Source organism: Methylobacterium sp. Leaf85, from assembly GCF_001422125.1.
In the GTDB taxonomy this organism is placed as follows: Bacteria; Pseudomonadota; Alphaproteobacteria; order Rhizobiales; family Beijerinckiaceae; genus Methylobacterium; species Methylobacterium bullatum.
This window is the reverse complement of record NZ_LMME01000031.1, coordinates 105,761-130,642: the sequence shown is the minus strand read 5'-3', so window position 1 is coordinate 130,642 and position 24,882 is coordinate 105,761. Positions and strand designations below refer to the sequence as shown.

Below are 24,882 nucleotides of genomic sequence, written 5' to 3'. Positions count from 1 at the left end.
TCGTATAACGCACGAGGCCGCAAAACCGTGCCGCTTCGTCCGGGCATCGGTCCACACCCCGCTTTCTCCCTGTCCCACACCGCTCATGCGGTCAACGGGTAGCCCCTGTCATCGATCTGTCATGGCTCCGTCATAGAGCCAGCATGATCGGGCGGGTAACGGTGCGCTGCAGCAGGATCGCTCTTGCAGCGCGGCACCTACAGCGCCTGGACAGATTACGGAGAGCCACCGTGAAACCCTTCCATTTCGCCCTCGCCATCGGGCTCGCCACCGCGCAGTTCGGCGCCGTCGCTCAGGCCGCCGACATCACCGGTGCCGGCGCGACCTTCCCCTTCCCGGTCTATTCGAAATGGGCGGAAGCCTACCGCAAGGAGACCGGCACGGGCCTCAACTACCAGTCCATCGGCTCGGGCGGCGGCATCAAGCAGATCCAGGCCAAGACCGTCGATTTCGGCGCCACCGACGCGCCGCTCAAGGGCCCGGCCCTGGAGAAGGACGGTCTCGTCCAGTTCCCCACCGTCATGGGCGGCGTCGTCACCGTGGTGAACATCGCCGGTGTCGAGCCGGGCAAGCTCAAGCTCACCGGTGAGCTCATCGCCGACATCTACGCCAACAAGATCACCAAGTGGAGCGATGCCAAGATCGCCGCGGTGAACCAGGGGCTGAAGCTCCCCGACTCGCCGATCACCCCGGTCTACCGTTCGGACGCGTCCGGCACGACGAGCATCTTCACCACCTATCTCAGCGCGGTCTCCGAGAGCTGGAAGAAGGAATTCGGTGCGGCCACCACGGTCAGCTGGCCCGCCGGCCAGGGCGGCAAGGGCAACGAGGGCGTCACCGCCACCGTCAAGCAGGTGCCGAACTCCATCGGCTACGTGGAATCGGCCTACGCCAAGCAGAACAAACTCAGCTATGCGCTGATCCAGAACAAGGCCGGCAAGTTCCCGGCTCCCGACGACAAGGCGTTCCAGGCCGCCGCCGCCTCCGCCGACTGGAAGGCCGCCCCGGGCTTCGGCATCTCCCTCGTCAACCAGGCCGGTGACGATGCCTGGCCGATCACGGCGGCCACCTTCATCCTCGTCTACAAGGACCCGGCCGATCCGGCCAAGTCCGCCGACGTGCTGAAGTTCTTCGACTGGGCCTACAAGAACGGCGACAAGCTCGCCACCGACCTCGACTACGTGCCGCTGCCGGACAACGTCGTCTCCCTCGTCCACACCGAGTGGAAAGAGATCAAGGGCAAGGACGGCAAGCCCGTCTTCTAAGGCAGCCTTCCAGCTGAACTCCGAAAACCGCGCAGGCCCGGCAAAAACGCTGGGCCTGCGCCACGAGTGGACGCGGTGTTCCACCTCGCCACTCGCTACCTCGCACTATACGAGCCCTCAAGGTGAAGAAGCAGACGTCGGATGGCCGCCTTGACTGAACAGATTTCGCTGGCCCGCACGGGCTCCCCCGCTCGCAAGAAGCCGGGCGGCCTCGGCGACCAGCTCTTCCGCGCCGCCTCCTACGCGTCGGCGCTGCTGGTCCTCCTCTTCCTCGCGGGCATCCTAGCCTCCATCGCCTATGGCGGCTGGCCGGCCTTCAGGGAGTTCGGCTTCGGCTTCGTCACCTCCAGCGCCTGGAACATCGGCCAGGAGCAGTACGGCGCCCTCGTGGCCATCGTCGGCACCCTGGTCTCGGCCCTTCTCGCCCTCGTCATCGGCGTGCCGATCTCCATCGGCATCGCCGTCTACCTGACCCAGCTCTGCCCCGGCTGGGCGAGGAAGCCCGTCTCGATGACGATCGAGCTTCTCGCCTCGGTGCCGAGCATCATCTACGGCATGTGGGGCCTGTTCATCTTCGCCCCGCTCTTCGCCCATTACGTGCAGATGCCGGTGTCGAGCCTCGTCGAGGGCCTGCCCATCGTCGGCACGCTGTTCTACGCGCGGGTTCCCTCCGGCGTCGGCATCCTCACGGCGGGCATCATCCTCGCCATCATGATCGTGCCCTTCGTCGCCTCGATCACCCGCGACATGCTCGACCAGATCCCCACCGTGCTGCGCGAGAGCGCCTACGGCATCGGCTGCACCACCTGGGAGGTGGTCCGCCACGTCCTGGTGCCGCAGGCGTCCGTGTCGATCATCGGCGCGGTGATGCTCGGCCTCGGCCGCGCGCTCGGCGAGACCATGGCGGTGACCTTCGTCATCGGCAACGCCAACCGCCTGTCCGGCTCGATCTTCGATCCCGGCTCCACCATCGCCTCGCGCATCGCCAACGAGTTCAACGAGGCCGACGGCCTGCAGCTCAACTCGCTGATGGCGCTGGGCTGCATCCTCTTCGTCATCACCTTCGTCGTCCTGATCGTCGCACGCCTGCTCGTCCGGCGCGTGAAGGTCGCCTGAGCCCTCTGGAGCCCGAACCATGGACGCCGTGAACACCCTCACCACCAACGACGCTCCGCCGCTCAAGGCCAGCCGCGTCCGGTCGAGCCGCCGCGTGGCGGACAAGCTGCTCATCGTCGGAAGCACCGTGGCGACGCTGATCGGCATCGTCGTGCTGGGCTCGATCCTGCTCATGCTCATCGTCGAGGGCGTGAAGGGCTTCTCGCCGCTGCTCTTCAGCGAACCGACGCCCGGCCCCGGATCGGAAGGCGGCGGCATCGCCAACGCCATCCTCGGCAGCGTGGTCCTGACCCTGATCGGCATCGTCATCGCGACGCCGGTGGGTGTCATGGCCGGCACCTATCTCGCCGAGTACGGCCGCCACTCGAAGCTCGCCGACGTGATCCGCTTCCTCAACGACATCCTGCTCTCGGCGCCCTCGATCCTGATCGGCCTGTTCGTCTACACCCTGATGGTGCGGCCGATGGGGACCTATTCGGGTTGGGCCGGCGGCGTGGCGCTGGCCATCATCGCCACCCCGGTGATCGTGCGCACCACCGAGGACATGCTCCGCCTCGTGCCCTCGACGCTCCGCGAGGCCGGCGCGGCTTTGGGCGCACCGCCCTCCGTCGTCATCAAGAGCATCACCTGGCGCGGTGCCAGCGCCGGCATCGTCACCGGCATCATCCTGGCGCTCGCCCGCATCGCCGGCGAGACCGCGCCGCTGCTCTTCACCGCGCTCAACAACAACAGCTGGTTCTCGCCCAACCTCATGGGCGGCATCCCGAACCTTCCGGTGATGATCTACCAGTTCGCCCTCTCGCCCTACTCGAACTGGCAGCAGCTCGCCTGGGCCGGCGCCCTCCTCATCACCGCCACGATCCTCGCCCTCTCGATCGTGGCCCGCTTCGTCATCAAGAGCGAGCGGGCGCGCTGACCCCGCGCCCCCGTCCCATCCCGCCCTCCACAAGGACACGCACCCGATGAACGCCGCTCCCGCGATCACGCAAGCTCAGCTGACCGGCCGCCACAAGGCCGACGAGCAGGCCCCCGTGCGCATCGCCGTGAAGGACCTGAACTTCTATTACGGCTCGTTCCACGGCCTGAAGTCGGTCAACCTCAACTTCCACGACCGCCAGGTCACCGCGCTGATCGGCCCGTCCGGCTGCGGGAAGTCGACCCTCCTGCGCACCTTCAACCGGATCTACAGCCTCTACCCCGAGCAGCGCGCCGAGGGGCAGATCCTCCTCGACGGCCAGAACGTCCTCGACGCCAAGGTCGATCTCAACGAGCTGCGCTCGCGCATCGGCATGGTGTTCCAGAAGCCGACGCCGTTCCCGATGTCGATCTACGACAACGTCGCCTTCGGCCTGCGCCTCTACGAGAAGCTGCCCAAGGCCGATCTCGACGTCCGCGTCGAGGAATCCCTGCGCAAGGCCGCCCTCTGGGACGAAGTGAAGGACAAGCTCAAGCAGTCCGGCATGGGCCTCTCCGGCGGCCAGCAGCAGCGCCTCTGCATCGCCCGCACCGTGGCCCAGCGTCCCGAGGTGATCCTGTTCGACGAGCCGACCTCGGCCCTCGACCCGATCTCCACGGGCCGCATCGAGGAACTGATCGAGCAGCTGCGCTCCGAGTTCACGATCGTCATCGTCACGCACAACATGCAGCAGGCGGCACGCATCTCGCAGTTCACGGCGTTCATGTATCTCGGCGAGCTGGTGGAGTTCGGCCCCACCACGCGGATCTTCATGAACCCCGAGAAGCGCCAGACCCAGGACTACATCACCGGCCGCTTCGGCTGAGCCCGCCGGGGCCGCGTCCGCGGCACCGGACCCGATCCTACGCGATGCAGGCCGCCCGAGGCGGCCTCGGTCGAGGAGTGCGAGCATGCCCAACCACATCGTCAGTTCCTACGATACGGAACTGGAAAACCTGCGCCGCTCGATTTCCGAGATGGGCGGGATCGCCGAGAAGATGATGACCGATTCCGGCAACGCCCTGGTACGCCGGGACGTGCCCCTGGCCCAGGCGGTGATCGGCGCCGACAAGCGCCTCGACGCCCTCCAGCACGAGATCGAGGAACGGGCGATCCTGCTCATCGCCAAGCGTCAGCCCCTCGCCATCGACCTGCGCGAGACGGTCTCGGCCATCCGCGTCTCGAACGATCTGGAGCGCATCGGCGACCTGTCGAAGAACGTCGCCAAGCGCGTGGTGGCCATCGCCGAGCAGATCCAGCCGCAGAAGATCGTCATCGCCGTCCAGCACATGGGCGACCTGGTGCAGGAGCAGCTGAAGGACGTCCTCGACGCCTATGCGAGCCAGGACGTGAAGGCCGCCCTCGACGTCTGGGAGCGTGACGACGCCATCGACGCGCTGTACAACTCGCTCTTCCGCGAATTGCTGACCTACATGATGGAAGACCCGCGCAACATCTCGTTCTGCACGCACCTGCTGTTCTGCGCCAAGAACATCGAGCGGATCGGCGACCACACCACCAACATCGCCGAGACGATCCACTACCTCGTCACCGGCACGAACGAACTGGCCGAACAGGATCGCCCGAAGAACGACGCATCGAACTACGCCACCGTGTCGTTGCCCGCCAGCGCCTGACCGTCCCTCCGATCGGGCCATTCCGGCACGATCGTCGCGCGGCCGTCCCGTGCGTGACGGGACGGCCGCCCTCACCCTGAAAACACCCGCATGAGTACGCGCATCCTGATCGTCGAGGACGAGGAGGCCCTCACCCTTCTCCTCCGCTACAACCTCGAGGCGGAGGGCTTCGTCGTCGACACCGCCGCCCGCGGCGACGAGGCCGATCTGCGCCTTCAGGAGCAGGTTCCCGACCTCGTCCTCCTCGACTGGATGATGCCCGGTCTCTCCGGCATCGAGTTGTGCCGCCGCATCCGCGCCCGGCGCGAGACCGAGCGGCTGCCGGTTATCATGCTGACGGCGCGCGGCGAGGAGGGCGACCGCATCCGCGGCCTCGGCACCGGCGCCGACGATTACATCGTCAAGCCGTTCTCGGTGCCGGAGCTGCTCGCCCGGGTCCGCGCGCTCCTGCGCCGGGCCAAGCCGAGCCACGTGGCGGACCTGCTCATCGCCGGCAATATCGAACTCGACCGCGTCAGCCACCGCATCCGCCGCCAGGGCCGCGAGATCCATCTCGGCCCCACCGAGTTCAAGCTCCTCGAATTCCTGATGCAGAGCCCCGGCCGGGTGTTCTCGCGCGAGCAGCTCCTCGACGGGGTCTGGGGCCACGACGTCTATATCGACGAGCGCACGGTGGACGTGCATGTGGGCCGCCTGCGCAAGGCTATCAACCGCCCGCGCCAGAGCGACCCGATCCGCACCGTGCGCGGCTCCGGCTATTCCTTCGACGAGATGTTCTCGACGGACGAGTGAAACCAGGGCGGTCAGTCCGAGTGACGAAAATCTTACGTTTGGTCCCCGCTCCCGGGGCTGCTTTCGACACTTGGCAGAACCCGGGCAGGGTGGCCGAGGGCTTCGACGGTCGGAATGACCCTGGCCGAATGAGTCTCATTCGGCCAAGGGCGTGTCGGGACGCCTACCCCAGCAGGAAATCGGCGTAAGTCAGCGTCGCCTTATCCCGGTTGTCGATGATGGCGAACTGGACCGCCTTGGCCGTGGTGCCGCTGCCATCGGCATCGTAGGACAGGGCACCGGTGTCGTGATCGTAGAGAATGCGGTCGTTCGCATCGATCTTGGCACCGGTCACACCCAGGTCCTTGAACGCCGCCGCGAGGTCATCGGCCGAGAGCGCCGCGAAGATACTCTTCGAGAGCTGGATCGTGTCGATCCCGGCCGAGAAATCGGTGATGTGGTCGATATTGGTCGCGCCGAGCTTCGTGCTGAACACGAAGGTATCCTCGCCGGCCAAACCCGTCAGCGTATCCGCCCCGAGGCCACCGTCGAGATGGTTGGCGCCGGCATTGCCCTTGAGATCATTGACGAGCGTGTTGCCGGTCGCGTTGAGGTTGCCGGTGCCGTTCAGCGTCAGGTTCTCCACGTGGGAACCCCCTAGCGAGAAGGACACCGACGCCTTGACGAGGTCGATGCCGGTGCCGTCGCTCCCCTCCACGGCTTTGTCGCGAATGTTGTCGACGATGTAGGTGTCGGAGCCGGCACCGCCGATCATCGTGTCCGCGCCCGTCTTACCGTCGAGGACGTTGACGCCGCCATTGCCCCTGAGGACGTTATCGAGCGAGTTGCCGGTGGCGCTGAGATTCCCGGTGCCGGTGAGCGTCAGGTGTTCCACGTGGGAACCCCCGAGCGAGAAGGACACGGATGCCTTGACGAGGTCGGTGCCGGCGTCGCTCAGTTCCACGACTTTGTCGCCGATATTGTCGACGATGTAGGTGTCCGATCCCGCGCCGCCGGCCATGGTGTCGGCCCCGGCCTTGCCGTCGAGGAGGTTGGCGGCGGCATTGCCGGTGAGAGTGTTGGCGAGAGCGTTGCCGGTGCCGTTGAGTGCAGCCGTGCCGACTAGCGTGAGGGTCTCGACGTTGGCCGCCAAGGTCAAGCTGATGGACGAGCGGACGGCGTCGATGCCGCGATCGGCCGCCTCGACGACAACGTCGCCGGCATTGTCGACGACATAGGTATCATTCCCCGCATACCCGGTCATCGTGTCGGCGCCGCCCTTGCCATCGAGGAGGTTGGCGCCGTTGTTGCCGACAAGCGCCTGAGCGAACTCGTTTCCGGTGAGGTTCATCGCGCCCGTGCCCGTCGCTTTCGCCGTGGCCAGGGTCTCGATCGCCTGTCCGGCAGCGAGGACGTAGCTGACGCTCGTCTTGACGGTGTCCTGCCCGGCATCCTTCGCTTCGAAGACGCGATCGCCGGATTGATCGACGACGTAGGTGTCGTTGCCGGCCTCGCCGTACATCCGGTCCGCACCGAGATGACCGTCGATGTCGTCGTTGCCGGCTCCGCCGTGGATCGTGTTGCTCAGGACGTTGCCCGTGAGACGGTCGTTGAACCTGCTGCCTTCGAGGTTCTCGATGCTCAGGAGGCGATCCTTTTCCGCCCGGATCGTCGTTATGACGGGAGGGGGGGTGACGATGCCTCCGGGGCCCTCGCCGGGGTAAGGGTCCGGTTGGAACACGGTCACCTTTTCGGGGACGATCTCCTGCCAGCCCTGCAAATCGAGGGAGACGGTCACGCCAACGGTCGCCGACTTGTAGCTCGCCGTGTCGCTGCCGGCGCCGCCATCGAGACGGTCGTTGCCCGCACCACCGTCGAGCACATCGTTGCCGGTGCCGCCGAGCATGATGTCGTCGCCACCCTTGCCGTAGAGGGTATCGTGGCCGTCACCATTGGCGCCGAAGACCGTATAATCGATGTTGCCACCGCCGCCCTTGAGCGTGTCGTTGCCATCACCTCCGATGAGCGTATCGTTGCCGGCGTAACCTTCCAGCGTGTTGGGCGCCTTGTCATATGTCAGGTGATCGATCTCGATCGTCCTGCCGATCGAGTCTGCGACATCGAACTTGTGCTGGCCGCTCGTCAGCTGTCGCAGGGTATCGACAGCCTTTTCAAGGTTTGTGACCCCTTTTTGTGGGTAAAAATACTCATTCAGCCAGCTGCTTTCCTTATCGTTGAATTGTTGTTCCAATCCGCGGCTCGTAAAAAGACTTTTTATAACGTCGTAATTTGTTATATCGCGGTCATAATAGTGTCCGGGGGCGCCTGGGATTGGTACCGCGGGCGTCAAGGCAGTGTCCATGAGTTTATGATCCGCCGATCCTTGCGCGCCGATCACGATTTCCTGCTGGTATGTTCTAAGGCCGCCCGCCTCACCGTTATCGTACCAAACATCGAGGAGAACATTGCCATTGATTAAATAGACTTTGGCGCCGATTTTGTCCTGATCGGGTTGTTTTGCAAATTCTAAAACTTCATTCTTATACGAGGCGACTGTTTCATGGAGTGCATTGATCCCCGCATTCAGTGTCTCCTTGAAGTCACCCGATGTGGCGCCGTCTTCGATCTCGCGAATGACGTTGATCCGAGCGGCGAGCGCAGACAGGAGGGCTGGCATGACGAGCCCGGCGTCTGCACCCGGCTTCCCGGCGAACTCGATCGCCATGGAGAGCGCATCGGTCGATTTATCGATCGCCAGGGATCGATAATCAGCGTGCTTTGGATCGGAGGGGCTCGTATTCATGTATTGGTCGAGATGTGATTTTGACGCCTGAGCAAGCGACGAAATCTCCATCTTATTATCGTAATTGATACCTTCGCCGAGCTGATTGATTTCCGCGAGGATTTCATCGCCTTGCCGAGAAAGCAAATCTAGCTTCTGATCCATTCCCTCAAGAAATGCCTGCGTCGGATCCTCTTCTTCGCCAAATATCGCCTTTAACTCGCTTGGAATTTCGAGGCCGGGAATCATGCCAATCAAATTGACGGCTGTATTTGCAATTGTCAGAACATCGCCGAAATAGCCAAGCGTCTTTCCGTTGCCCATTGTAAGTTTCCCCTCGGTAAAAATTTCTAAGGGCAATTGACCATTTTTCGACCTTTCGCATAGGGGCGGACGCTACCCAGGTGACCGAAACCCTTGGCGCAGCGTCTCATCGCGTCGCGTCTTGCTACGATGTTGCTGTTTAGTCTGTCCCCGCGCCGGCGAGATGCACGAGCGTCGGCTTTGAAAACTTCCGCAATCGGATGTCTCAGGATTCTCGCGTCGGAGGCGAAACGTCGGCTTCGGGCCGAAACGTCAGCGTCCCCTCGCCACCTGGCTCTGACCCTCAGGTCGGGACCATCCGCCGGATTCCGACGACTGGAGGGCGCGGGGGAGGGCGGAAGGCTTCGAGTCGACGCCGGCTCAGCGGTCGAAGCGGCGCATCGAACGGCTGTCCCGCTCGGCGTTGCGCCGGGTCCTGTCATCCGCTCTGGCCCGGTCGCGCTGGACCGTCTCCATACGCCGGAGCGTCTCCGTCTGCTCGCGGTGCGCCCGCGCCAGGTCGCTCACCGCGTTCATCGCACGCACCCGGTTCGCATCCTGTGCTCGTGCGTCGAAGGACCATGCCGCGAGCAGAAGGGCGAGGACGGCCGAGGTGGGGCGGGGCATCGGGCTGGGACCTTAGGGCAGGAGAAGGGTGGATCGGGCGTGCTGCCCGACATGCATCATAGTGCGTGAAATGCAGGGCTTCGCGGGATAGTGTGCATTCCATGCGCGGGCTGCATGAGTGGTATTTGGCGTTTGGTATACCAGCAAGGCGGGGAGGCTGTCATACATGCTGCAACGCAAACGCATCGCCACGAGGAACACCGATATGACCGCTCTCATTCTCACCGCCGTCGCCGTCGCCGCTGCCGCCAACATCTCCCTGGTGGCCTTCGTCGCCGATCGCCTGACCCCCACGACCAGCACCTCCACCGTCACGGCCGGTGAGCTCGTCCTCGTGAATGACAACGCTCCCGAAGCCCTGAAGCTCGCAGCCTGATCCACGTCGCACGGCTTCAACGTCACCGCCATCGGCCCCGCCTTACCAGGCGGGGCTTTTTCACGTCGCGTACCGCCATATACCCCGGCGCATGGCGGTCGAAAGGGGGGTCGCGTGGCGGTCGATCCGCCCGTCTCATCCGACGGGTTTCGGGGCCGGCGCTTCGCTCTCCCGCGCGAGCGAGGCGGCCTCGGCGAACCGGGCGCGGACCGCCTCGCTCATCCGGCCGAGGCCCAGATGCGCGGCCATCCGCCCCTCGACGCCGGGTGCCGGATCGAGGTCGCGGGCGAGGCCTGCGAGCTCTTGGAGCGGGATGTCGGCGGGGGCTCGCCCCTCTCCTTTAGCCGGCCGGAACCTCACCGGCCCGGCAGGGGAGGCCTCCGGCCAGAGCACGATGCGGTCGCCCTCGCCGGTATGGGGGCAGCGGGGATCGACGGCCCCCAGGGCGCGCTGGCGCAGGCGGGCCGTGATCCGGGCAAACCCGTGGGCGCGCAAGAGGCGCTCGGCGAGAACGTCAGCGAAAACAGGACCTTCGCGCGCGACCACCTCGGCCGCCATCGCCGCCAGCGTGGCCTCGTAACCCACCTCGTGGAACCGCGCGGCATCGGGAGAGAAGCCCGACAGGTCGGCGGGTTCATAGAGGCCGGGGGGCTCCACCTGCGGGATTTCGGGGGCGGCCGGCGCGATCACGACCGGCTCCGGCTTCGCCCTGTCGGCGTCGAGATCGGCCCGCAACGCCGTGTCGAGCCGGTCGAGGGCGCCTTGCGGATCGTTCCACCAATCGGTGCTCCAGACCCGGTGGATGCGCCATCCGAGGTCGGTGAGCACCCATTCGCGCAGACGGTCCCTGTCCCGCGCCGTCGCCGCCCGGTGATAGGTCGCCCCGTCGCATTCGACGCCCGCGAGGTAGCGCCCCGGAGCGTCGGGATGGACGATGCCGAGGTCGATCCGAAAGGCGGAAACGCCCACTTGCGGCACGATTCTCCACCCCCGCGCGGCCAAGGCCGCCATCACCGCGCCCTCGAACGGCGATTCGACGTCTCCCCCCGTCGGCGCGGCCGCCGTTTCGAGGGCGCGGGCGCCGTGTTCGGCAAAGGCGAGGAAGTGCTTGAAATCGCGCACGCCGCGGGCGCTGCCACGGCCGAGATCCACCTGATCGGCCCGCATCGACGCGAAGACCACGAGCTCCCGCCGGGCGCGGGTGATCGCCACGTTGAGGCGCCGGTGGCCGCCCTCGCGATTGAGCGAGCTGATCTGACCGGTGATTCGGCCCGTCGCGTCGGGACCCGCCGCCACCGAGAACAGGATCGCATCGCGCTCGTCGCCCTGCACGGTCTCGAGATTCTTCACGAAGACCGGCTCTTTCCAGGCCCGCCCGTCGAAGAACCGCTCCAACTCCGGCCTTCCCCGCCGCTCGGCATCGAGCAGGTTCTCGATCAGGCGCTGCTGCTCGCCGTTGAAGGTGACGATGCCCAGCGAGCGCTCCTCCGCCGCGAAGGCCGGGGCCGAGAGGCGGGCGACCACCTCTGCCACCAGGGCGCGCGCTTCGGGCCGGTTCACCCGCGCCCCGCCGCGCTCGTAGACCCCATCGGCCACGTGCTGGAGCCGCACCGCCCGGTCCTCGGTGACGGGGGAGGGGAAGGTGACGAGCCCGCCGCGATAATAGTGACGGTTGGAGAAGGCGATGAGGCTCTCGTGCCGGCTTCTGTAGTGCCAGGCGAGGCGCCTCTGCGGCAGGTTCGCCGCCAGGCACTCGTCGAGGATGCTCTCCTGATCGGCGATGTCGAGACCGTCCGAAATCTCGTCGACGCCGCGATCGCCCACATTGGTGGGCGGCAATTGTTCGGGATCGCCGACGATGACCACCTGCCGGCCCCGCGCGATGGCGCCGATGGCGTCCCAGGGGGCGATCTGCGAGGCCTCGTCGAAGATGACGATGTCGAAGGGCTTCGCCTCGGCCGGCCAGTATTGGGCGATGGAGAGCGGGCTCATCATCAGGCAGGGGGTCAGGCGGGTCAGCGCGTTCGGCATCCGCGCGAAGAGCTGGCGCAGGGGCATGTGCCTGGCGCGCTTGGTGATTTCGCGCGCCAGGGTACCCCATTCGGGATCGGTGCCGAAGGCGCCGGCGAGCGGCACGTCGCCGCCGATGCGGGCACGCACCGCCGCCCCGGCGAGGCCGGAGAGCCGGGAATCGGCTTCGCCGAAGCCCCGGATCGCCTCTTCGTGGCGCTGGCCCATGAAATCGCGCAGGCGGACGTCGTCGGTGACGGCATGGTCGATCCACCAGCGCGCATAGGCGCCCTCGAAGGCCGGGAGGATGGCGTCGTCCTGCAGCGTTCCCGCCTCGATCTCGGCGACCAGAGGACCGAGGCCCGCCTTCGTCGCCTCGCTCACCGCCCTCTGCCAGCTGGCCCAGGCCTGCGCCTTGGGCAGCGCCCTGCGCCAGCGTTCCGCCACCGCGAGGGTGCCGGCCACCCAATCGCCCTCCGTCTCCACCGGGCGGTCGGGCTTGGCCCTGCCGGCCAGACGCCCGAGCGTCTCGATCGCCTTCACGGCCGCGCTTCTCCGCGTCGTGAAATCCTCCTTTGCCAAGGCCAGGCTGTCGCCAGGTTCGAGCCTGCCATCCTCGGTGTCGAGGAACTCGGCGAGCCTCGCGCGGACGATGTCCGGGCCTCCGACGAGCGGCGCAATGGTGGTGATGACCGGTGCGAGCCGCGTCGCCCAGGCCATCGGAGCGGTGAACAGGTCGGCGGGGGCCGCCGGATCCGACCACGGATGTCCGAGTTCCGCGGTGGCGCTCTCCAGAACCTCCGCCAGAGCGGGTCTTGTCGCCTGCAGGGACTTGATCTCGGCGAGGGTGACGAGGTCCGGCCCGATATCCTCCGGTACGCGCCCTTGCGCGAAGGGGGCGAGGAGGTCGCGAACTCGGCTCAGACGCCGCCCCCGCAGGAAGAAGTTCGAGGCTTTCGCCTCGCGCCACTCGGCCAGCAGGCGGTCGAGGTCGCTGCCGAACACCGAGGGGGCGTAGGGGACGAAGAGCCGGGTGGTCAGCCGGGCGAGCGCGTCCTGTCGGGTGCGGCGGGCCTCGACGGCCTGGCGCAAGGCCGCGCCTCCGGGGCCGAGGAAGCGCAGGCCCATCCGCGCCTCCAGCCGGAACAGGGCGGCGGCGAGGGAGGAGAGCGCGCGCAGGCCGTCATAGGTCCGGCCGAGGGGCGTCAGGCCCATCGCCTCGGCGAGACGCTGGCCGGATGTCGGGAAGTCCGGCAGGGTGCGGGCGAGTTCGGGAACAGCCTGCTCCATCTCGGCCCGCCACAGGGGCGACCATGCGATGGCACCGATGCCCCGGAGGGGATGGTTCGCGATGTCCCCGACGATGGGGCGAAGGGCAGTCAGCTCCGCGCACTGGGCGCGCAGGCTCTCCCGGTGGCCGGGCGCGGAGGTCGCGTCCTTCGGCCAGACGAGGCTGAGCCCGTCCCGGCCGGCCTGCCGGTCGGCGATGACCCGCCCCATGGCCGTATGGGCGCTGAGGCCGTTCGGCCGGGTGGCGTGCAGGCTCTCCACCACACCGTTCAGGCCCTCCCGGCGGCGCTGGAGATCGGTGGCTGCGTCCTCCCAGGGGACGGGCTCGCCGCTCCTCGCGGCCCAGGCCTCGCGGAGTTGCGCGATGACGTGCGTCTTCTGGGCCTTGGCCGCATGGACTTCGAGGCAGCAGGCGCCCAGCCCCACCGCGTCGAGGCGCCGGCGCACCACCTCCAGGGCGGCGCTCTTCTGCGACACGAACAGCACCGTGCGCCCGAGCGCCAGGCACTGCGCGATCATGTTGGCGATGGTCTGGCTCTTGCCGGTGCCGGGTGGGCCGAACAGGACGAAATCCTTGCCCGAGGCCGCGGCGAGGATCGCCGAGACCTGGGAGGAATCGGCGAGGAGCGGCGTGAAGATGCCGGAGGGTGGATGCTCCGCGTCGAGGCGCTCCGGCACGGGAAAGCCAGTGCCGTCGCCGTAGGCCTGTTTCGGCGTGTCGAGGAGGTGGCGCACCACCGGGCTTCGCTTCAGGAGGTCCGTGCGCTCGCTCAGATCCTTCCACATCAGGAACTTGGTGAAGGAGAAAGCCGAGAGCACCACCTCGGTCGTGACCTCGAACCCTTTCAGGTCGCGGATATGGGTGCGCACGATCCGCCAGACGGCCTCGACGTCGATGCCGGATTCGTCGCCCGGCAAGCCCTCGGCGAAATCCGGCATGTCGAGGTCGAAATCCTGACGCAGCATCTCCAGCAGCGTCGGGTTGAGGCGCGCCTCCTCGTCGTGGCGCACCAGGCGGAAGCCGGCGCGGACGCTGGCGCGGGTCAGGGCCGCCGGCACCAGCAGCAGCGGTGCGCGGGCGGGCGGCATGCCGTTGCCCCGTGTCCAGGTGAGGAAGCCGAAGGCGAGGAAGAGGACGTTGGCACCGCCCTCCTCGAAGCTCCCGCGGGCGAGCCGGAACAGGTCGGTGAGGCGGGCCTCCAGTTCCTCCGTCCCGACATCGGCGGCGATCTCGCCGCGTTCGTCGTCCGACGCGCCGAGCGGTGCCTCGGAAGGGGGACGGGCGACGAGCCGGAAGGCGCGGCCCGCCGCGAGGGCGTCTTCGAACGCACCCGGCTCAGGGCAATCGAGGGTGAGCGATCCCTTGCCCGGTTTGAAGTTGAGAAGCTTGTTCCGCAGCGTCAGATCGAGGAGCCGCAGCTTCCAGGCTTCCAGCCGGTCGCGGGGCTCGCGACGGGGTAGATCGAGGCGGGGAGCAGGGAGATCCTCGACGAAGGACGGCGGCGCGCCGAGCGCCTGGACGAGCGCCACCGCGATCTCCGGAGCCGGCGCCTGTGCGCCGGGCTCGCCCGTATCGAGGGGGGAGATGCCGGATAGCCGGGCGCGCCGCAGATCGAGGACCATCTCCAGGGAGGATTCGGCATCCGCATCGATCAGGCGCGCGCCGGCCGCCACCGCATCCGCGAAACTCCCCGGCGGATCGGCGGTGAGAATTGTGGTCTCGATCAGGATCAGTTCCTGCAGGTCGCGGCGCTTCCGCAGGGCTTGGGCGTCGTCACCGACCTTTTCCGGCAGGGTCTCGTCCACGAGCCACAGCCCGAGGAGCGCGTGATCGCGGGTGAGGATCAGGAGCGGATTGAGCCCGGCCTGTTCACAGCAGGCGGCCCAGAGCAGGGTGAGGTCGAGGCAGGTGGCGAGCCGCCGCTCCACGATCGCGGCGGGCTCGCGGACCTTCTGTCCCGACCGTTCGAAACTCGCGGGCGGCAGGATGTAGGTGATCCGCAGGGCCGCCATCGCCGCGTGGATCGCTTCCGCCATCTCCCAGGCCCTGGCCCTCCTTCCGCTGCGATAGCCGTCGAAGGCGGTGCTCCGCCTTGCCCGTTCCAGAATCGCGGCGGCGGAGCGCAGGATGCCGTCCACGGCCGGGTCGTTGGGCCTGACGAAGGCCGCGAGCAGTTCGGGCGCCGCATCCGCGCCTCCCCAATGGGAGGGCGGCAGGAGCCGCAGGTCGAACTCCTCCCGGGCGAGCTCGCCCGCCCGATCGCTCCCCTCGGCTGGAGCCGTCAACGTCAGCGTGAGGGTACAGAGCCGGCTCTCCCGTAATCCGGCGAGGACCGCTCCGTCGATCCGCAGATCCGGCGCATCGATACGTTGGAGGCCCCCAGCCCCGATTTGCTGGATCGGCAGGGTAAGGGGGCGGAACAGCGGCGGAATCGCTGAGATGTGGAGCGTCACATCGGACAGGTCGGCCTCGCCGCCATGGGTCACGGTAATGTCCCGGATGAGGGGAATCCCGTTCTGCCAGGATGCGACGCTGGCATGATCGGCGATCGTGCAGGCGAGACCGCAACGCGTGCGAGCCCCCTCCGACGCTTCGAGCGTATCGTCCATCGCGCCCGGTTCCCCGCCATTCGGCAAGGGTTCTACAGGCGTGGCGTTCGCACCCGCAAGACTCGCCCGGCGACCGCACCGAAGCTCGTCGGGCTCACGGTTTGCCTGAACTCCCGTGGTTCGGCGTACTTGGAATCGTTCCACAACATAGTGATTGCCCGGACAAGACGAGGCTTTGTATAGCGTTGTGTGATCGGCAACTCGGCCAAGATACTGGTCGTCGCGGCGTCGAGGCCATCCGTTTCGCTGGCGTTGCCTTGCCGAGCCCGCCTGCCGTTCGTTCCTCGCAAACCGGTGCTGCCTGCCGATGACGGATACGACCAAGCCGAATGCACGGCCATCGCAGGGCCGCTACCGTCTGATGGTGGCGGGCCGGACCCTCCTGGCGATCTTCGGAGGCTATGCCCTTGCGGCCATTGCCACGGCCTTCCTGTCTTTGACCTTGCCCCTCGACCGGTCGGAAGCCGTCGCCGCCGCCACCCTGGCGAGCTTCGCGATCATGGCTGGTGCGGTGATCTGGGTCTTCTCCGCCCGTACTCTCGCCCGCGCGGCGATAGGGCTGGCGCTTCCGGCTTTGTGCCTGGGGGCCGGTCTCTGGCTCGCCCTCGGCAGCGCGGTGCAGCCCGCATGAAGCAGGGGTTTCGCCAATCGATGGCGTGGCTGCACACCTGGGCGGGGCTCGTCACCGGCTGGGTGATGTTCGCCGTCTTCGTCACCGGCACCGCCACCTACTACAAGTCCGACATTTCCCTCTGGATGCGGCCCGAATTACGCGCGCAGGCGGAATACGACGTGGTCCGGGCGACCGAACTCGGGGTCGCGTATCTCAAGGTCCATGCCCCAAAGGCGATGGCTTGGTATGTGGGCGTGCCGCAGACCGACAAGCCGTATATCGGCGCCTATTGGATGGTCACGCCGGACGGCGAGTTCGGCAAGGCGCTCCTCGATCCGGATACCGGTGCGCCGACAGAGGCCCGGGCGACACAGGGCGGTGACTTCTTCTACCGCTTCCATTTCGAATTGCAGATGCTCCCGGCCCTCGGCCGCTGGATCGTCGGCATCTGCGCGATGGTCCTGCTCGTCGCCCTCATCAGCGGCATCGTCACCCATCGCCGGATCTTCGCCGATTTCTTCACCTTCCGCCGTTCGAAATCCGCCCAGCGCGGCTGGCTCGACGCGCACAACGTCACCGGTGTTCTGGCGCTGCCGTTCCACCTGATGATCACCTATACGGGCATCGTCTCGCTCGCGCTCATGTACATGCCGTGGGGAATGGTGAGCGCCTACAAGGGCGACGAGATGCGCTTCTACGTCGAGTCCGGCCAGATGCCGGCCTGGCGCGCCGCCGAGGGCAAGCCGGCCGAGCCGGCGCCGCTCGGTCCTCTCATCCGCCGCGCCCAGGCCGAGGTGAGCGAGCCGCTCGAACTGGTCTCGATCAACAATCCCGGTGATGCCAATGCCACCGTGGTGGCGGTGTTCGAGGAGCCCCATGGGCTCGCCCATCGCCATCCGCAGATCGCCTTCCACGCGGTGACCGGGGAGGTGGTCGAACGGACCGGGCCGCTGAAACCGGCGGCGCATGCCTATACGAGCTTCGTCGGCCTGCACGAGGCGCATTTCGCCGGGCCGGCCCTGCGCATCCTGTTCTTCCTGTCCGGCCTGATGGGCTGTGCCGCCATCGCCACCGGACTCGTCCTGTGGACCGTGGCGCGGGCGCCGAAGGGCGTCGTCCGTCCCGCCCCCGGCTGGCGCCTCGTTCATGCGCTCAACATCGGCACGATTCTCGGCCTACCCACCGGCATGGCGGCGCTCTTCCTCGCCAACCGCCTCGTTCCAGTGGAATGGGCCGCGAGGGAATCCTGGGAAGGCGGTGTGTTCTTCGGGATCTGGCTCCTCGCCGCACTGATCCCCCTCGCTCGCCCGCATCGCCGGGCATGGGGCGAAATGAGCTATGCCGCCGCGCTCCTGTTCCTCGCCGTTCCTCTGGTCGATTGGGTGCAGACGGGATGTCGTGCCGACTTCCTGGGCTTCGACGCCGCCATGGTGGCGCTCGCGCTGGTCTTCCTCTTCGGCGCGCGCAAGCTCGGGCGCCACGAGGGGGCGCGGAGAGAGTCCGCCCGTACCACCGGAGATTTCGTCCGAGCATGACTCCCGTCGCCGTATCCCTCACCTCACTCCTGAGCTTCTCCGGTCTCGCCTGTCTCTGCCTGAGCATGGACCGGCATGGCCGGACCCTGTTCCACGGGCGCCCCTCCCGGCGGCGGGACAGAGCGTTCCGCGTGGCGGGTTGGCTTTTCATCGCCCTGGCCTTCGCCGCGGCCGTCATCACGGCGGACTGGAATTTCGGTCCGGTGCAATGGCTCGGCTCGCTTACCGGGGCCGCGCTCATCGTCGTGGCGCTGATGTCCTATCGTCCGGCCTGGATCCGCCCGGCGGCCATCGCCGCACTTCCTCTCGCCATGGCCATTGCCTTCTTCATCTGAGCTGGCGGCGGGTTCCAGCCCGATCGGATGGGCCTATGTGAAGGGCGGTTCGACAGGCTTTCACGAGGACGATCGATGGCGCTCGACCCTGCTCTCGCGGACCGTATTGCCACCTCGGTGGAGTTGGGCTTCGCCGAGCAGGTGGCCCATATCCAGGCCCTTGTCCGGTTCGGCTCGGTCCGGGGCGCCGAGCACGCGATTCAGGACCACGTCTTCCGCTGCCTGAGGGAGCGCGGCTACGCCATGGAGCAGGTCCGTATGGACCATGCGGCCATCAGCGCGCATCCCGGCGGGGGACGGATCACGCCGGAGCATTCCGATGTGCCCCTCGTCGTAGGCATCCACCGGCCCCGGCATGAGACCGGTCGCTCATTGATCCTGCAAGCGCATGTGGACGTCGTACCCCCCGGTCCCCTCGACCTGTGGAGCCACCCGCCCTTCGATCCGGTGATACGGGGCGACTGGATGTACGGAAGGGGTGCGGCCGACATGAAGGCCGGCCACGCCGCCAACCTTTTCGCTCTCGATGCGCTGGCCCGGATCGGGCTTCAGCCGGCTGCCACCGTGACGGTCCAGTCCGTGGTCGAGGAGGAATCCACCGGCAACGGTGCTCTGATGGCCCATCTGCATGGCTACCGGGCCGATGCCGTGCTGATCCCCGAGCCCGAGGACGAGAAGCTCGTGCGCGCCAATACCGGCGTGCTGTGGTTCACGGTCGAGGTGCGGGGCACGCCTGTCCATGTCCGCGAGATGGGGGCGGGAGCCAACGCCATCGACGCGGCCTACCGGGTGATCGGGGCCCTGCGCGAACTCGAGGAATCGTGGAACGCCCGCAAGACGGGACGCCGCCATTTCGAGGGTGAAGCGCATCCGATCAACCTCAATGTCGGCCGGATCGAGGGGGGCGATTGGGCCTCGTCGGTGCCCGCCTGGTGTCGGATCGCCTGCCGGATCGCGATCTATCCGGGCGTCGGCGCGGCGGATGCGGCACGCGAGATCGAGGCGGCGGTGGCGGACTTCGCCCGGACCGACGCGTTCCTGGCGAAGACGCCGCCGGTGGTGGCCTTCAACGGCTTCTTCTCGGAAGGCTACGAGCTGGACGAAGGCTCGGAGGCCGAGGCCGTGCTCGCCACCGCGCACAAGCGGGCCACGGGGACCGACCTTCGGAGCTTCATGTCGCCGAGCTATCTCGATACCCGCGTCCATGCCCTCTACGACCGGGTTCCGGCCCTCTGCTACGGGCCGATCAGCGAGAACATCCACGGTTTCGACGAGCGCGTCAGCCTCGCTTCGGTCAAGCGGATCACCACCGCGATGGCGCTGTTCGTGGCTGAATGGTGCGGGACCGAGGCGCTCGGGCGATAGGCGCGGGCGTCGCGGCCCGTGTTCCCGGGCGTGCTCCTGGCGAGGGGGCACGCGCGGGCCGTGTTGCCTCGCGTCAGCGAATGCCGCCGCTGGCGGTGATGTTCTCGCCGGTCAACCAACGGGCATCGTCTGACGCGAGGAAGGCGACGACCTCGGCGATATCGTCCGGCTGGCCGGCCCGGCCGAGCGGTGTCTGCGCGATGAACCCCGCTTCCATATCGGAGCCGACGATGCCGGCTGTGTGGGTGCCCTCGGTCACCACGAAGCCGGGGCTGACCACGTTCACACGGATCTTGCGTGGGGCAAGCTCGTTGGCGAGGACGTCCGAGATCGCGTTCAAGGCGCCCTTGGTGCCGGCATAGACCGCCGCGCTCGGCGTATGCACATGGGTGATAGCCGAGGAGATATTGACGACGCTGCCGCCTTCCCCAAGATGCTTTGCCGCCGCCTGAGTCGCCAGCAGGACGCCGAGCACGTTGACGTCGAAGAGACGGCGATAATGCTCTTCGGTGATTTCCTCGATCGACGCGAATTCATAGACGCCGGAATTGTTGACCAGCACGTCGAGCCGGCCGAACCGCTTCACTGCTGCCTCGACCAATTCCTGTGCCTGAGCAGCCTTGGAGACGTCCGCCTGGACTGCGATGGCCTTGCCCCCGGCCGCGGTAATGTCCGCGACCACGGTTTCGGCTCCGGCCTTGCTCGATGCGTAATTGACCACGACGGCCGCACCCTCCTTCGCCAGGGCTTTGGCGATCGCCGCACCGATGCCCTTCGATCCGCCGGTCACGACAGCGACCTTTCCGTCAAGCTTCGACATGTGTGCTATCCTTCGTCGGGAACCGGCTGCCGACTAGCTGTCTTGGTCCCATAGTTCGGAACTTCGGAACTAAACGAACGAAGATCAAGTCCCCATATGGACAAATTATGAGGCCCCTGTTTCACCCCGCGATCGAGGACGTCCAGCCGCAAGCGATCCTCCACGCCCTGTCCGATCCTCGCCGCGCGGTGATCTTCGCGCGGATCAGGAGCGCGGGCTGCGTCGAGGCCTGCTCGGCCTTGTCCGCAATGGGAGACCAGATCATCCCGAAATCCTCGCTCTCGAGCCATTTCAAGGTGCTGCGCGAGGCCGGATTGATCCACTGCGAACGTCACGGCGTGGAGATGCGGAACCGCTCGCGTTGCGCCGAGGTGGAGTCTCGCTTTCCGGGTCTACTGGCAGCGATCATGGCCGCCTACGCATCGAGCATCGACGCGAGCGCGTGCGGGACAGGCGAGTAACCGCCAGGGCCTCGCCTCGCCTCGCCTCGCGAATGCCGATTTGCTCTGAGGGACGCAGGACGTCGTCCTTCGGCCTACCGGCGTTCCTCGTGTCGTCGACGCCTTCGCTCATGCCGAGCCGGAGGCGAACGGTTGCCTTAGGTCGTCCTGTTCCTGCGCCGCAGACTGCGAGTTGACCGTAGGACAGTGTCACCGGCCCTCGCCGATTCCGCGCATCAAAGCGGCGGACCCGCTGCTGCGGCACGCGGGTCCGCGTGAGATGAGTGGCAGACACGCGGTCCATGCCCCTTGCCGGAACGCCCGACACCTTATATTGCGACGCGATAGCTCGATCCCGTGACCCGGCGCTGCCGGCCGCATCCCTGCGGCCCGTCGCGTGACGGGCTCTTCTCGCTGCCGGATACCTTATGAAGCTTCGCAACATCGCCATCATCGCCCACGTCGACCACGGCAAGACGACGCTCGTCGACAAGCTCCTGTCCCAGTCGGGGTCGTTCCGAGACAACCAGCGCGTCGAAGAGCGCGCGATGGATTCGAACGACCTCGAGAAGGAGCGCGGCATCACCATCCTGGCCAAGGCGACCTCGGTCGTCTGGAAGGATACCCGCGTCAACGTCGTCGACACCCCCGGCCACGCCGATTTCGGCGGCGAGGTGGAGCGTATCCTCTCGATGGTGGACGGCGTGATCGTCCTCGTCGATGCCGCCGAGGGCCCGATGCCCCAGACCAAGTTCGTGGTCGGCAAGGCCCTCAAGATCGGTCTGAAGCCGATCGTGGCGATCAACAAGGTCGACCGTCCAGACGCCCGCATCACCGAGGTGGTGAACGAGGTGTTCGACCTCTTCGCGGCCCTCGACGCCACCGACGACCAGCTCGATTTCCCGATCCTCTATGGTTCGGGCCGTGCCGGCTGGATGGCGACGTCGCCCGACGGTTCCCAGGAAGACGGCCTCGCGCCGCTCTTCGACCTCGTGCTCTCGCACGTGCCCCAGGCCAAGGTCGAAGAGGGTCCGTTCCGGATGCTCGGCACCCTGCTCGAAGCCAACCCCTTCCTCGGCCGCATCATCACCGGCCGCATCGCGTCCGGCACCGTGAAGCCGAACCAGGCCATCAAGGTCATGGATCGCACGGGCAAGCTCGTGGAGACCGGCCGCGTCTCGAAGATCCTGGCTTTCCGCGGCCTGGAGCGCGCGCCCATCGACATCGGCGAGGCGGGCGACATCGTCTCCATCGCCGGCCTCGTGAAGGGCACCGTGGCCGACACCTTCTGCGACCCGCAGGTCGAGACCCCGATCCAGGCCCAGCCGATCGATCCGCCCACCGTCACCATGTCCTTCATCGTCAACGATTCGCCCCTGGCGGGCACCGAGGGCGACAAGGTGACGAGCCGCATGATCCGTGACCGCCTGTTCAAGGAGGCCGAGGGTAACGTCACCCTCAAGATCGAGGAAGCGGCCGACAAGGATTCGTTCTTCGTCTCCGGTCGCGGCGAGTTGCAGCTGGCCATCCTGATCGAGACCATGCGCCGTGAAGGCTTCGAGATCGCCGTGTCGCGTCCTCGTGTGGTGCTCTCCAAAGACGAGAACGACAACGTCCTCGAGCCGGTCGAGGAGGTCGTGGTCGACGTGGACGAGGAATACTCGGGCGTCGTCGTGCAGAAGATGTCCGAGCGCAAGGCCGAGATGATCGAGATGCGGCCCTCGGGCGGTAGCCGCCTGCGCCTCGTCTTCCATGCGCCGACCCGTGGCCTCATCGGCTACCAGGGCGAGCTCATGACCGATACGCGCGGCACCGCGATCATGAACCGCCTGTTCAAGGCCTACGAGCCCTACAAGGGCGAGATGCCCGGCCGCCGCAACGGCGTGCTGATCTCGAACGACAAGGGCGAGGCCGTGGCCTACGCCATGTGGAACCTGGAGGATCGCGGCCCGATGATGATCGAGCCCGGCGCCAAGGTCTATCAGGGCATGATTATCGGCGAGCACAACCGCGAGAACGACCTCGAGGTGAACGTGCTCAAGGGCAAGAAGCTGACCAACATCCGCACCACCTCGAAGGACGAGGCCGTGCGCCTCACCCCTCCGATCCGCATGACCCTGGAGCGCTCGCTGGCCTGGATCCAGGACGACGAGTTGATGGAAGTCACGCCCAAGTCGATCCGCCTGCGCAAGACCTACCTCGACCCGAACGAGCGCAAGCGCTTCGAGCGCTCGGGCGGCGTCGCCTGAGGGGCGCCCACGATTTGAACCATACGAAGGCCGGGCTCATCGCCCGGCCTTTTCTTTTTTGAGCGGAGCCGGCGCCCTCACTCGGTCTTCGCCCGCTCACGCAGCAGGTACTTCTGCACCTTGCCCGTCGTGGTCTTGGGCAACTCTCCGAACACGATGTGGCGGGGCAGCTTGTAGCCAGCCAGCCGCTCGCGGCACCAGGCGATGAGGGCGTCGGCCTCCACGCTCGCATCGGGCTTCAGCTCTACGAAGGCGACGGGAGTTTCACCCCATTTCGCGTCGGGCTTGGCCACCACGGCGGCGGCCGCGACGGCGGGGTGGCGGAACAGGGCGTCCTCCACCTCGATGGACGAAATATTCTCGCCACCCGAGATGATGATGTCCTTCGAGCGGTCCTTTAACTGGACGTAGCCGTCCGGGTGCTTGACCCCGAGGTCGCCGGAGCGGAACCAGCCGCCTTTGAAGGCGGCCTGCGTGGCGGTGGGGTTCTTCAGGTAGCCACGCATCACCACGTTGCCGCGGAACATCGCCTCGCCCATGGTCTGCCCATCGGCGGGCACCGATTCGCAGGTCTCGGGGTCGCGGATGTCGAAGCCTTCGAGAACGGGGTAGCGCACGCCCTGGCGCGCCATTTTCTCCGCACGCGCGTCCGCATCGAGGGCGTCCCAGTCCCGGTGCCAGGCATTCACGACGGCCGGGCCGTAGGTCTCGGTGAGGCCGTAGAGATGGGTGACGTCGAAGCCGGCTGCCCCCATGGCGCCGAGCACCGCCTGGGGCGGGGGCGCGGCCGCCGTCAGGAAGGCGACGCGCCGGGGCAGGGGGCGGCGCTCGGAATCGGTGGCGTTGAGCAGCAACTGCATCACGATCGGCGCGCCGCACAGATGGGTGACGCTGTGCTCGGCAAGTGCTTGGTAGAGTGCGCCGGCCCGAACCTGTCGCAGGCAGACATGGGTGCCGGCCACCACCGACAGGGTCCAGGGGAAGCACCAGCCGTTGCAGTGGAACATCGGCAGGGTCCAGAGATAAACCGGGTGCTGCCCAAGATTGCCGGTGATGACGTTGCCGAGAGACAGGAGCGCCGCGCCGCGGTGATGATAGACCACTCCCTTCGGGTCGCCGGTCGTGCCCGAGGTGTAGTTCAGCGAGATCGCGTCCCATTCGTCCGCCGGCATCGCCCAGTCGGACGTCGGGTCGCCCCCGGCCAGCAGGGCCTCGTAGTCAACGGTGCCGATGGCGGTGCCTTCGCCGGTGAACACCGGATCGTCCACATCGATGACGAGGGGCTTTGCTTCGACCTGCTCCAGTGCGGGGCCGACGACCCGGCTGAACTCCCGATCGGTGATCAGCACCTTGGCCTCACCGTGGTCGAGGCAGAAGGCCAAGCCGGCCGCGTCGAGACGGGTGTTCAAGGTGTTGAGCACCGCGCCGGACATCGGCACCCCGTAATGGCACTCGATCATTTCGGGGGTGTTGGCGAGCATGACAGCCACCGTGTCGCCCCGGCCGATGCCGCGCGCTTTGAGCGCCGCCGCGAGACGTCGGCTGCGCTCGTAGAGGTCGGCATAGGTTCGGCGCAAGTCACCGTGGATCACCGCCACATGGTCGGGAAACACCCGCGCCGCCCGGTCGAGGTAACTCAGCGGTGTCAGCGGCTGGTGATTGGCCGGGTTTCGGTCGAGGTCCCGATCGTAGATCGACGTCGCGTCTTCTACGACCGAATCGGGGGCATTCATGGCGTCTGTCTCCCTTTGGAACACAGTACCCGCCTCACCGGTGCGCTCAA

Annotated in this window: 18 protein-coding genes; 13 read left to right on the top strand and 5 right to left on the bottom strand. The window is 66.9% G+C overall.

Annotated elements, in window-relative coordinates:
* The first annotated feature begins 230 nt into the window (after positions 1–230).
* The 6 genes from pstS to phoB all read left to right on the top strand — a co-directional run bounded on the left by pstS (position 231) and on the right by phoB (position 5,765).
* Entirely contained in the window at positions 231–1,265 is a 1,035-nt protein-coding gene (pstS, locus tag ASF08_RS16935; protein WP_056147468.1) for a phosphate ABC transporter substrate-binding protein PstS, read from the top strand.
* Between the two features lie 141 nt (positions 1,266–1,406).
* Positions 1,407–2,381, top strand: a complete 975-nt coding sequence (pstC, locus tag ASF08_RS16930; protein ID WP_018041938.1) for a phosphate ABC transporter permease subunit PstC — start codon at positions 1,407–1,409, stop codon at positions 2,379–2,381.
* Between the two features lie 19 nt (positions 2,382–2,400).
* Positions 2,401–3,297 (top strand): phosphate ABC transporter permease PstA, encoded by an 897-nt coding sequence (pstA, locus tag ASF08_RS16925; protein WP_056147466.1) that lies wholly within the window; start codon positions 2,401–2,403, stop codon positions 3,295–3,297.
* A 46-nt stretch (positions 3,298–3,343) separates the two neighbouring features.
* The gene (pstB, locus tag ASF08_RS16920; protein WP_018041940.1) at positions 3,344–4,162 is read left to right on the top strand and encodes a phosphate ABC transporter ATP-binding protein PstB; all 819 of its coding nucleotides are present in this window, start codon (positions 3,344–3,346) and stop codon (positions 4,160–4,162) included.
* Between the two features lie 85 nt (positions 4,163–4,247).
* The gene (gene phoU / locus ASF08_RS16915; RefSeq protein ID WP_018041941.1) at positions 4,248–4,973 is read left to right on the top strand and encodes a phosphate signaling complex protein PhoU; all 726 of its coding nucleotides are present in this window, start codon (positions 4,248–4,250) and stop codon (positions 4,971–4,973) included.
* Between the two features lie 90 nt (positions 4,974–5,063).
* Entirely contained in the window at positions 5,064–5,765 is a 702-nt protein-coding gene (gene phoB, locus ASF08_RS16910; protein ID WP_018041942.1) for a phosphate regulon transcriptional regulator PhoB, read from the top strand.
* Positions 5,766–5,928: 163 nt separating this feature from the next.
* Here phoB and ASF08_RS16905 read toward each other — a convergent pair whose 3' ends face one another.
* The gene (locus ASF08_RS16905; RefSeq protein ID WP_082473251.1) at positions 5,929–8,850 is read right to left on the bottom strand and encodes a calcium-binding protein; all 2,922 of its coding nucleotides are present in this window, start codon (positions 8,848–8,850) and stop codon (positions 5,929–5,931) included.
* 360 nt (positions 8,851–9,210) lie between these two features.
* Positions 9,211–9,456: a hypothetical protein gene (locus ASF08_RS16895; RefSeq protein WP_056147458.1), complete on the bottom strand. Its 246-nt coding sequence runs from the start codon at positions 9,454–9,456 to the stop codon at positions 9,211–9,213.
* Positions 9,457–9,661: 205 nt separating this feature from the next.
* Between ASF08_RS16895 and ASF08_RS16890 the strand changes: the two genes are divergently transcribed.
* The gene (locus ASF08_RS16890; RefSeq protein ID WP_198290806.1) at positions 9,662–9,832 is read left to right on the top strand and encodes a hypothetical protein; all 171 of its coding nucleotides are present in this window, start codon (positions 9,662–9,664) and stop codon (positions 9,830–9,832) included.
* Positions 9,833–9,967: 135 nt separating this feature from the next.
* On the opposite strand, the gene ASF08_RS16885 is transcribed toward ASF08_RS16890, so the two are convergent.
* Positions 9,968–15,742, bottom strand: a complete 5,775-nt coding sequence (locus ASF08_RS16885) for a DUF3320 domain-containing protein (protein ID WP_056147452.1) — start codon at positions 15,740–15,742, stop codon at positions 9,968–9,970.
* A 307-nt stretch (positions 15,743–16,049) separates the two neighbouring features.
* Between ASF08_RS16885 and ASF08_RS16880 the strand changes: the two genes are divergently transcribed.
* The 4 genes from ASF08_RS16880 (at position 16,050) to ASF08_RS16865 (ending at position 19,590) form a co-directional block, all read left to right on the top strand.
* Positions 16,050–16,373 (top strand): hypothetical protein, encoded by a 324-nt coding sequence (locus ASF08_RS16880; protein WP_018041949.1) that lies wholly within the window; start codon positions 16,050–16,052, stop codon positions 16,371–16,373.
* Positions 16,370–17,890 (top strand): PepSY-associated TM helix domain-containing protein, encoded by a 1,521-nt coding sequence (locus ASF08_RS16875; protein WP_056147448.1) that lies wholly within the window; start codon positions 16,370–16,372, stop codon positions 17,888–17,890. The genes ASF08_RS16880 and ASF08_RS16875 overlap by 4 nt, the downstream gene beginning before the upstream one ends.
* Positions 17,887–18,225: a DUF3325 domain-containing protein gene (locus ASF08_RS16870; protein WP_056147446.1), complete on the top strand. Its 339-nt coding sequence runs from the start codon at positions 17,887–17,889 to the stop codon at positions 18,223–18,225. Before ASF08_RS16875 ends, ASF08_RS16870 begins: the two co-directional genes overlap by 4 nt.
* A gap of 75 nt (positions 18,226–18,300) precedes the next feature.
* Positions 18,301–19,590 carry an ArgE/DapE family deacylase gene (locus ASF08_RS16865; protein WP_056147443.1) on the top strand — a complete coding sequence of 430 codons (1,290 nt, stop codon included), beginning with the start codon at positions 18,301–18,303 and terminating at the stop codon, positions 19,588–19,590.
* A gap of 73 nt (positions 19,591–19,663) precedes the next feature.
* On the opposite strand, the gene ASF08_RS16860 is transcribed toward ASF08_RS16865, so the two are convergent.
* Entirely contained in the window at positions 19,664–20,410 is a 747-nt protein-coding gene (locus tag ASF08_RS16860) for a glucose 1-dehydrogenase (RefSeq protein ID WP_056147438.1), read from the bottom strand.
* Positions 20,411–20,517: 107 nt separating this feature from the next.
* Between ASF08_RS16860 and ASF08_RS16855 the strand changes: the two genes are divergently transcribed.
* Positions 20,518–20,871, top strand: a complete 354-nt coding sequence (locus ASF08_RS16855) for an ArsR/SmtB family transcription factor (RefSeq protein ID WP_018041954.1) — start codon at positions 20,518–20,520, stop codon at positions 20,869–20,871.
* Between the two features lie 407 nt (positions 20,872–21,278).
* Positions 21,279–23,099 (top strand): translational GTPase TypA, encoded by a 1,821-nt coding sequence (gene typA, locus ASF08_RS16850; RefSeq protein WP_018041955.1) that lies wholly within the window; start codon positions 21,279–21,281, stop codon positions 23,097–23,099.
* Between the two features lie 77 nt (positions 23,100–23,176).
* Here typA and ASF08_RS16845 read toward each other — a convergent pair whose 3' ends face one another.
* A complete protein-coding gene (locus ASF08_RS16845; RefSeq protein WP_056147435.1) occupies positions 23,177–24,832 on the bottom strand; it encodes an acyl-CoA synthetase in 1,656 nt (551 codons plus the stop codon).
* Positions 24,833–24,882: the final 50 nt, after the last annotated feature.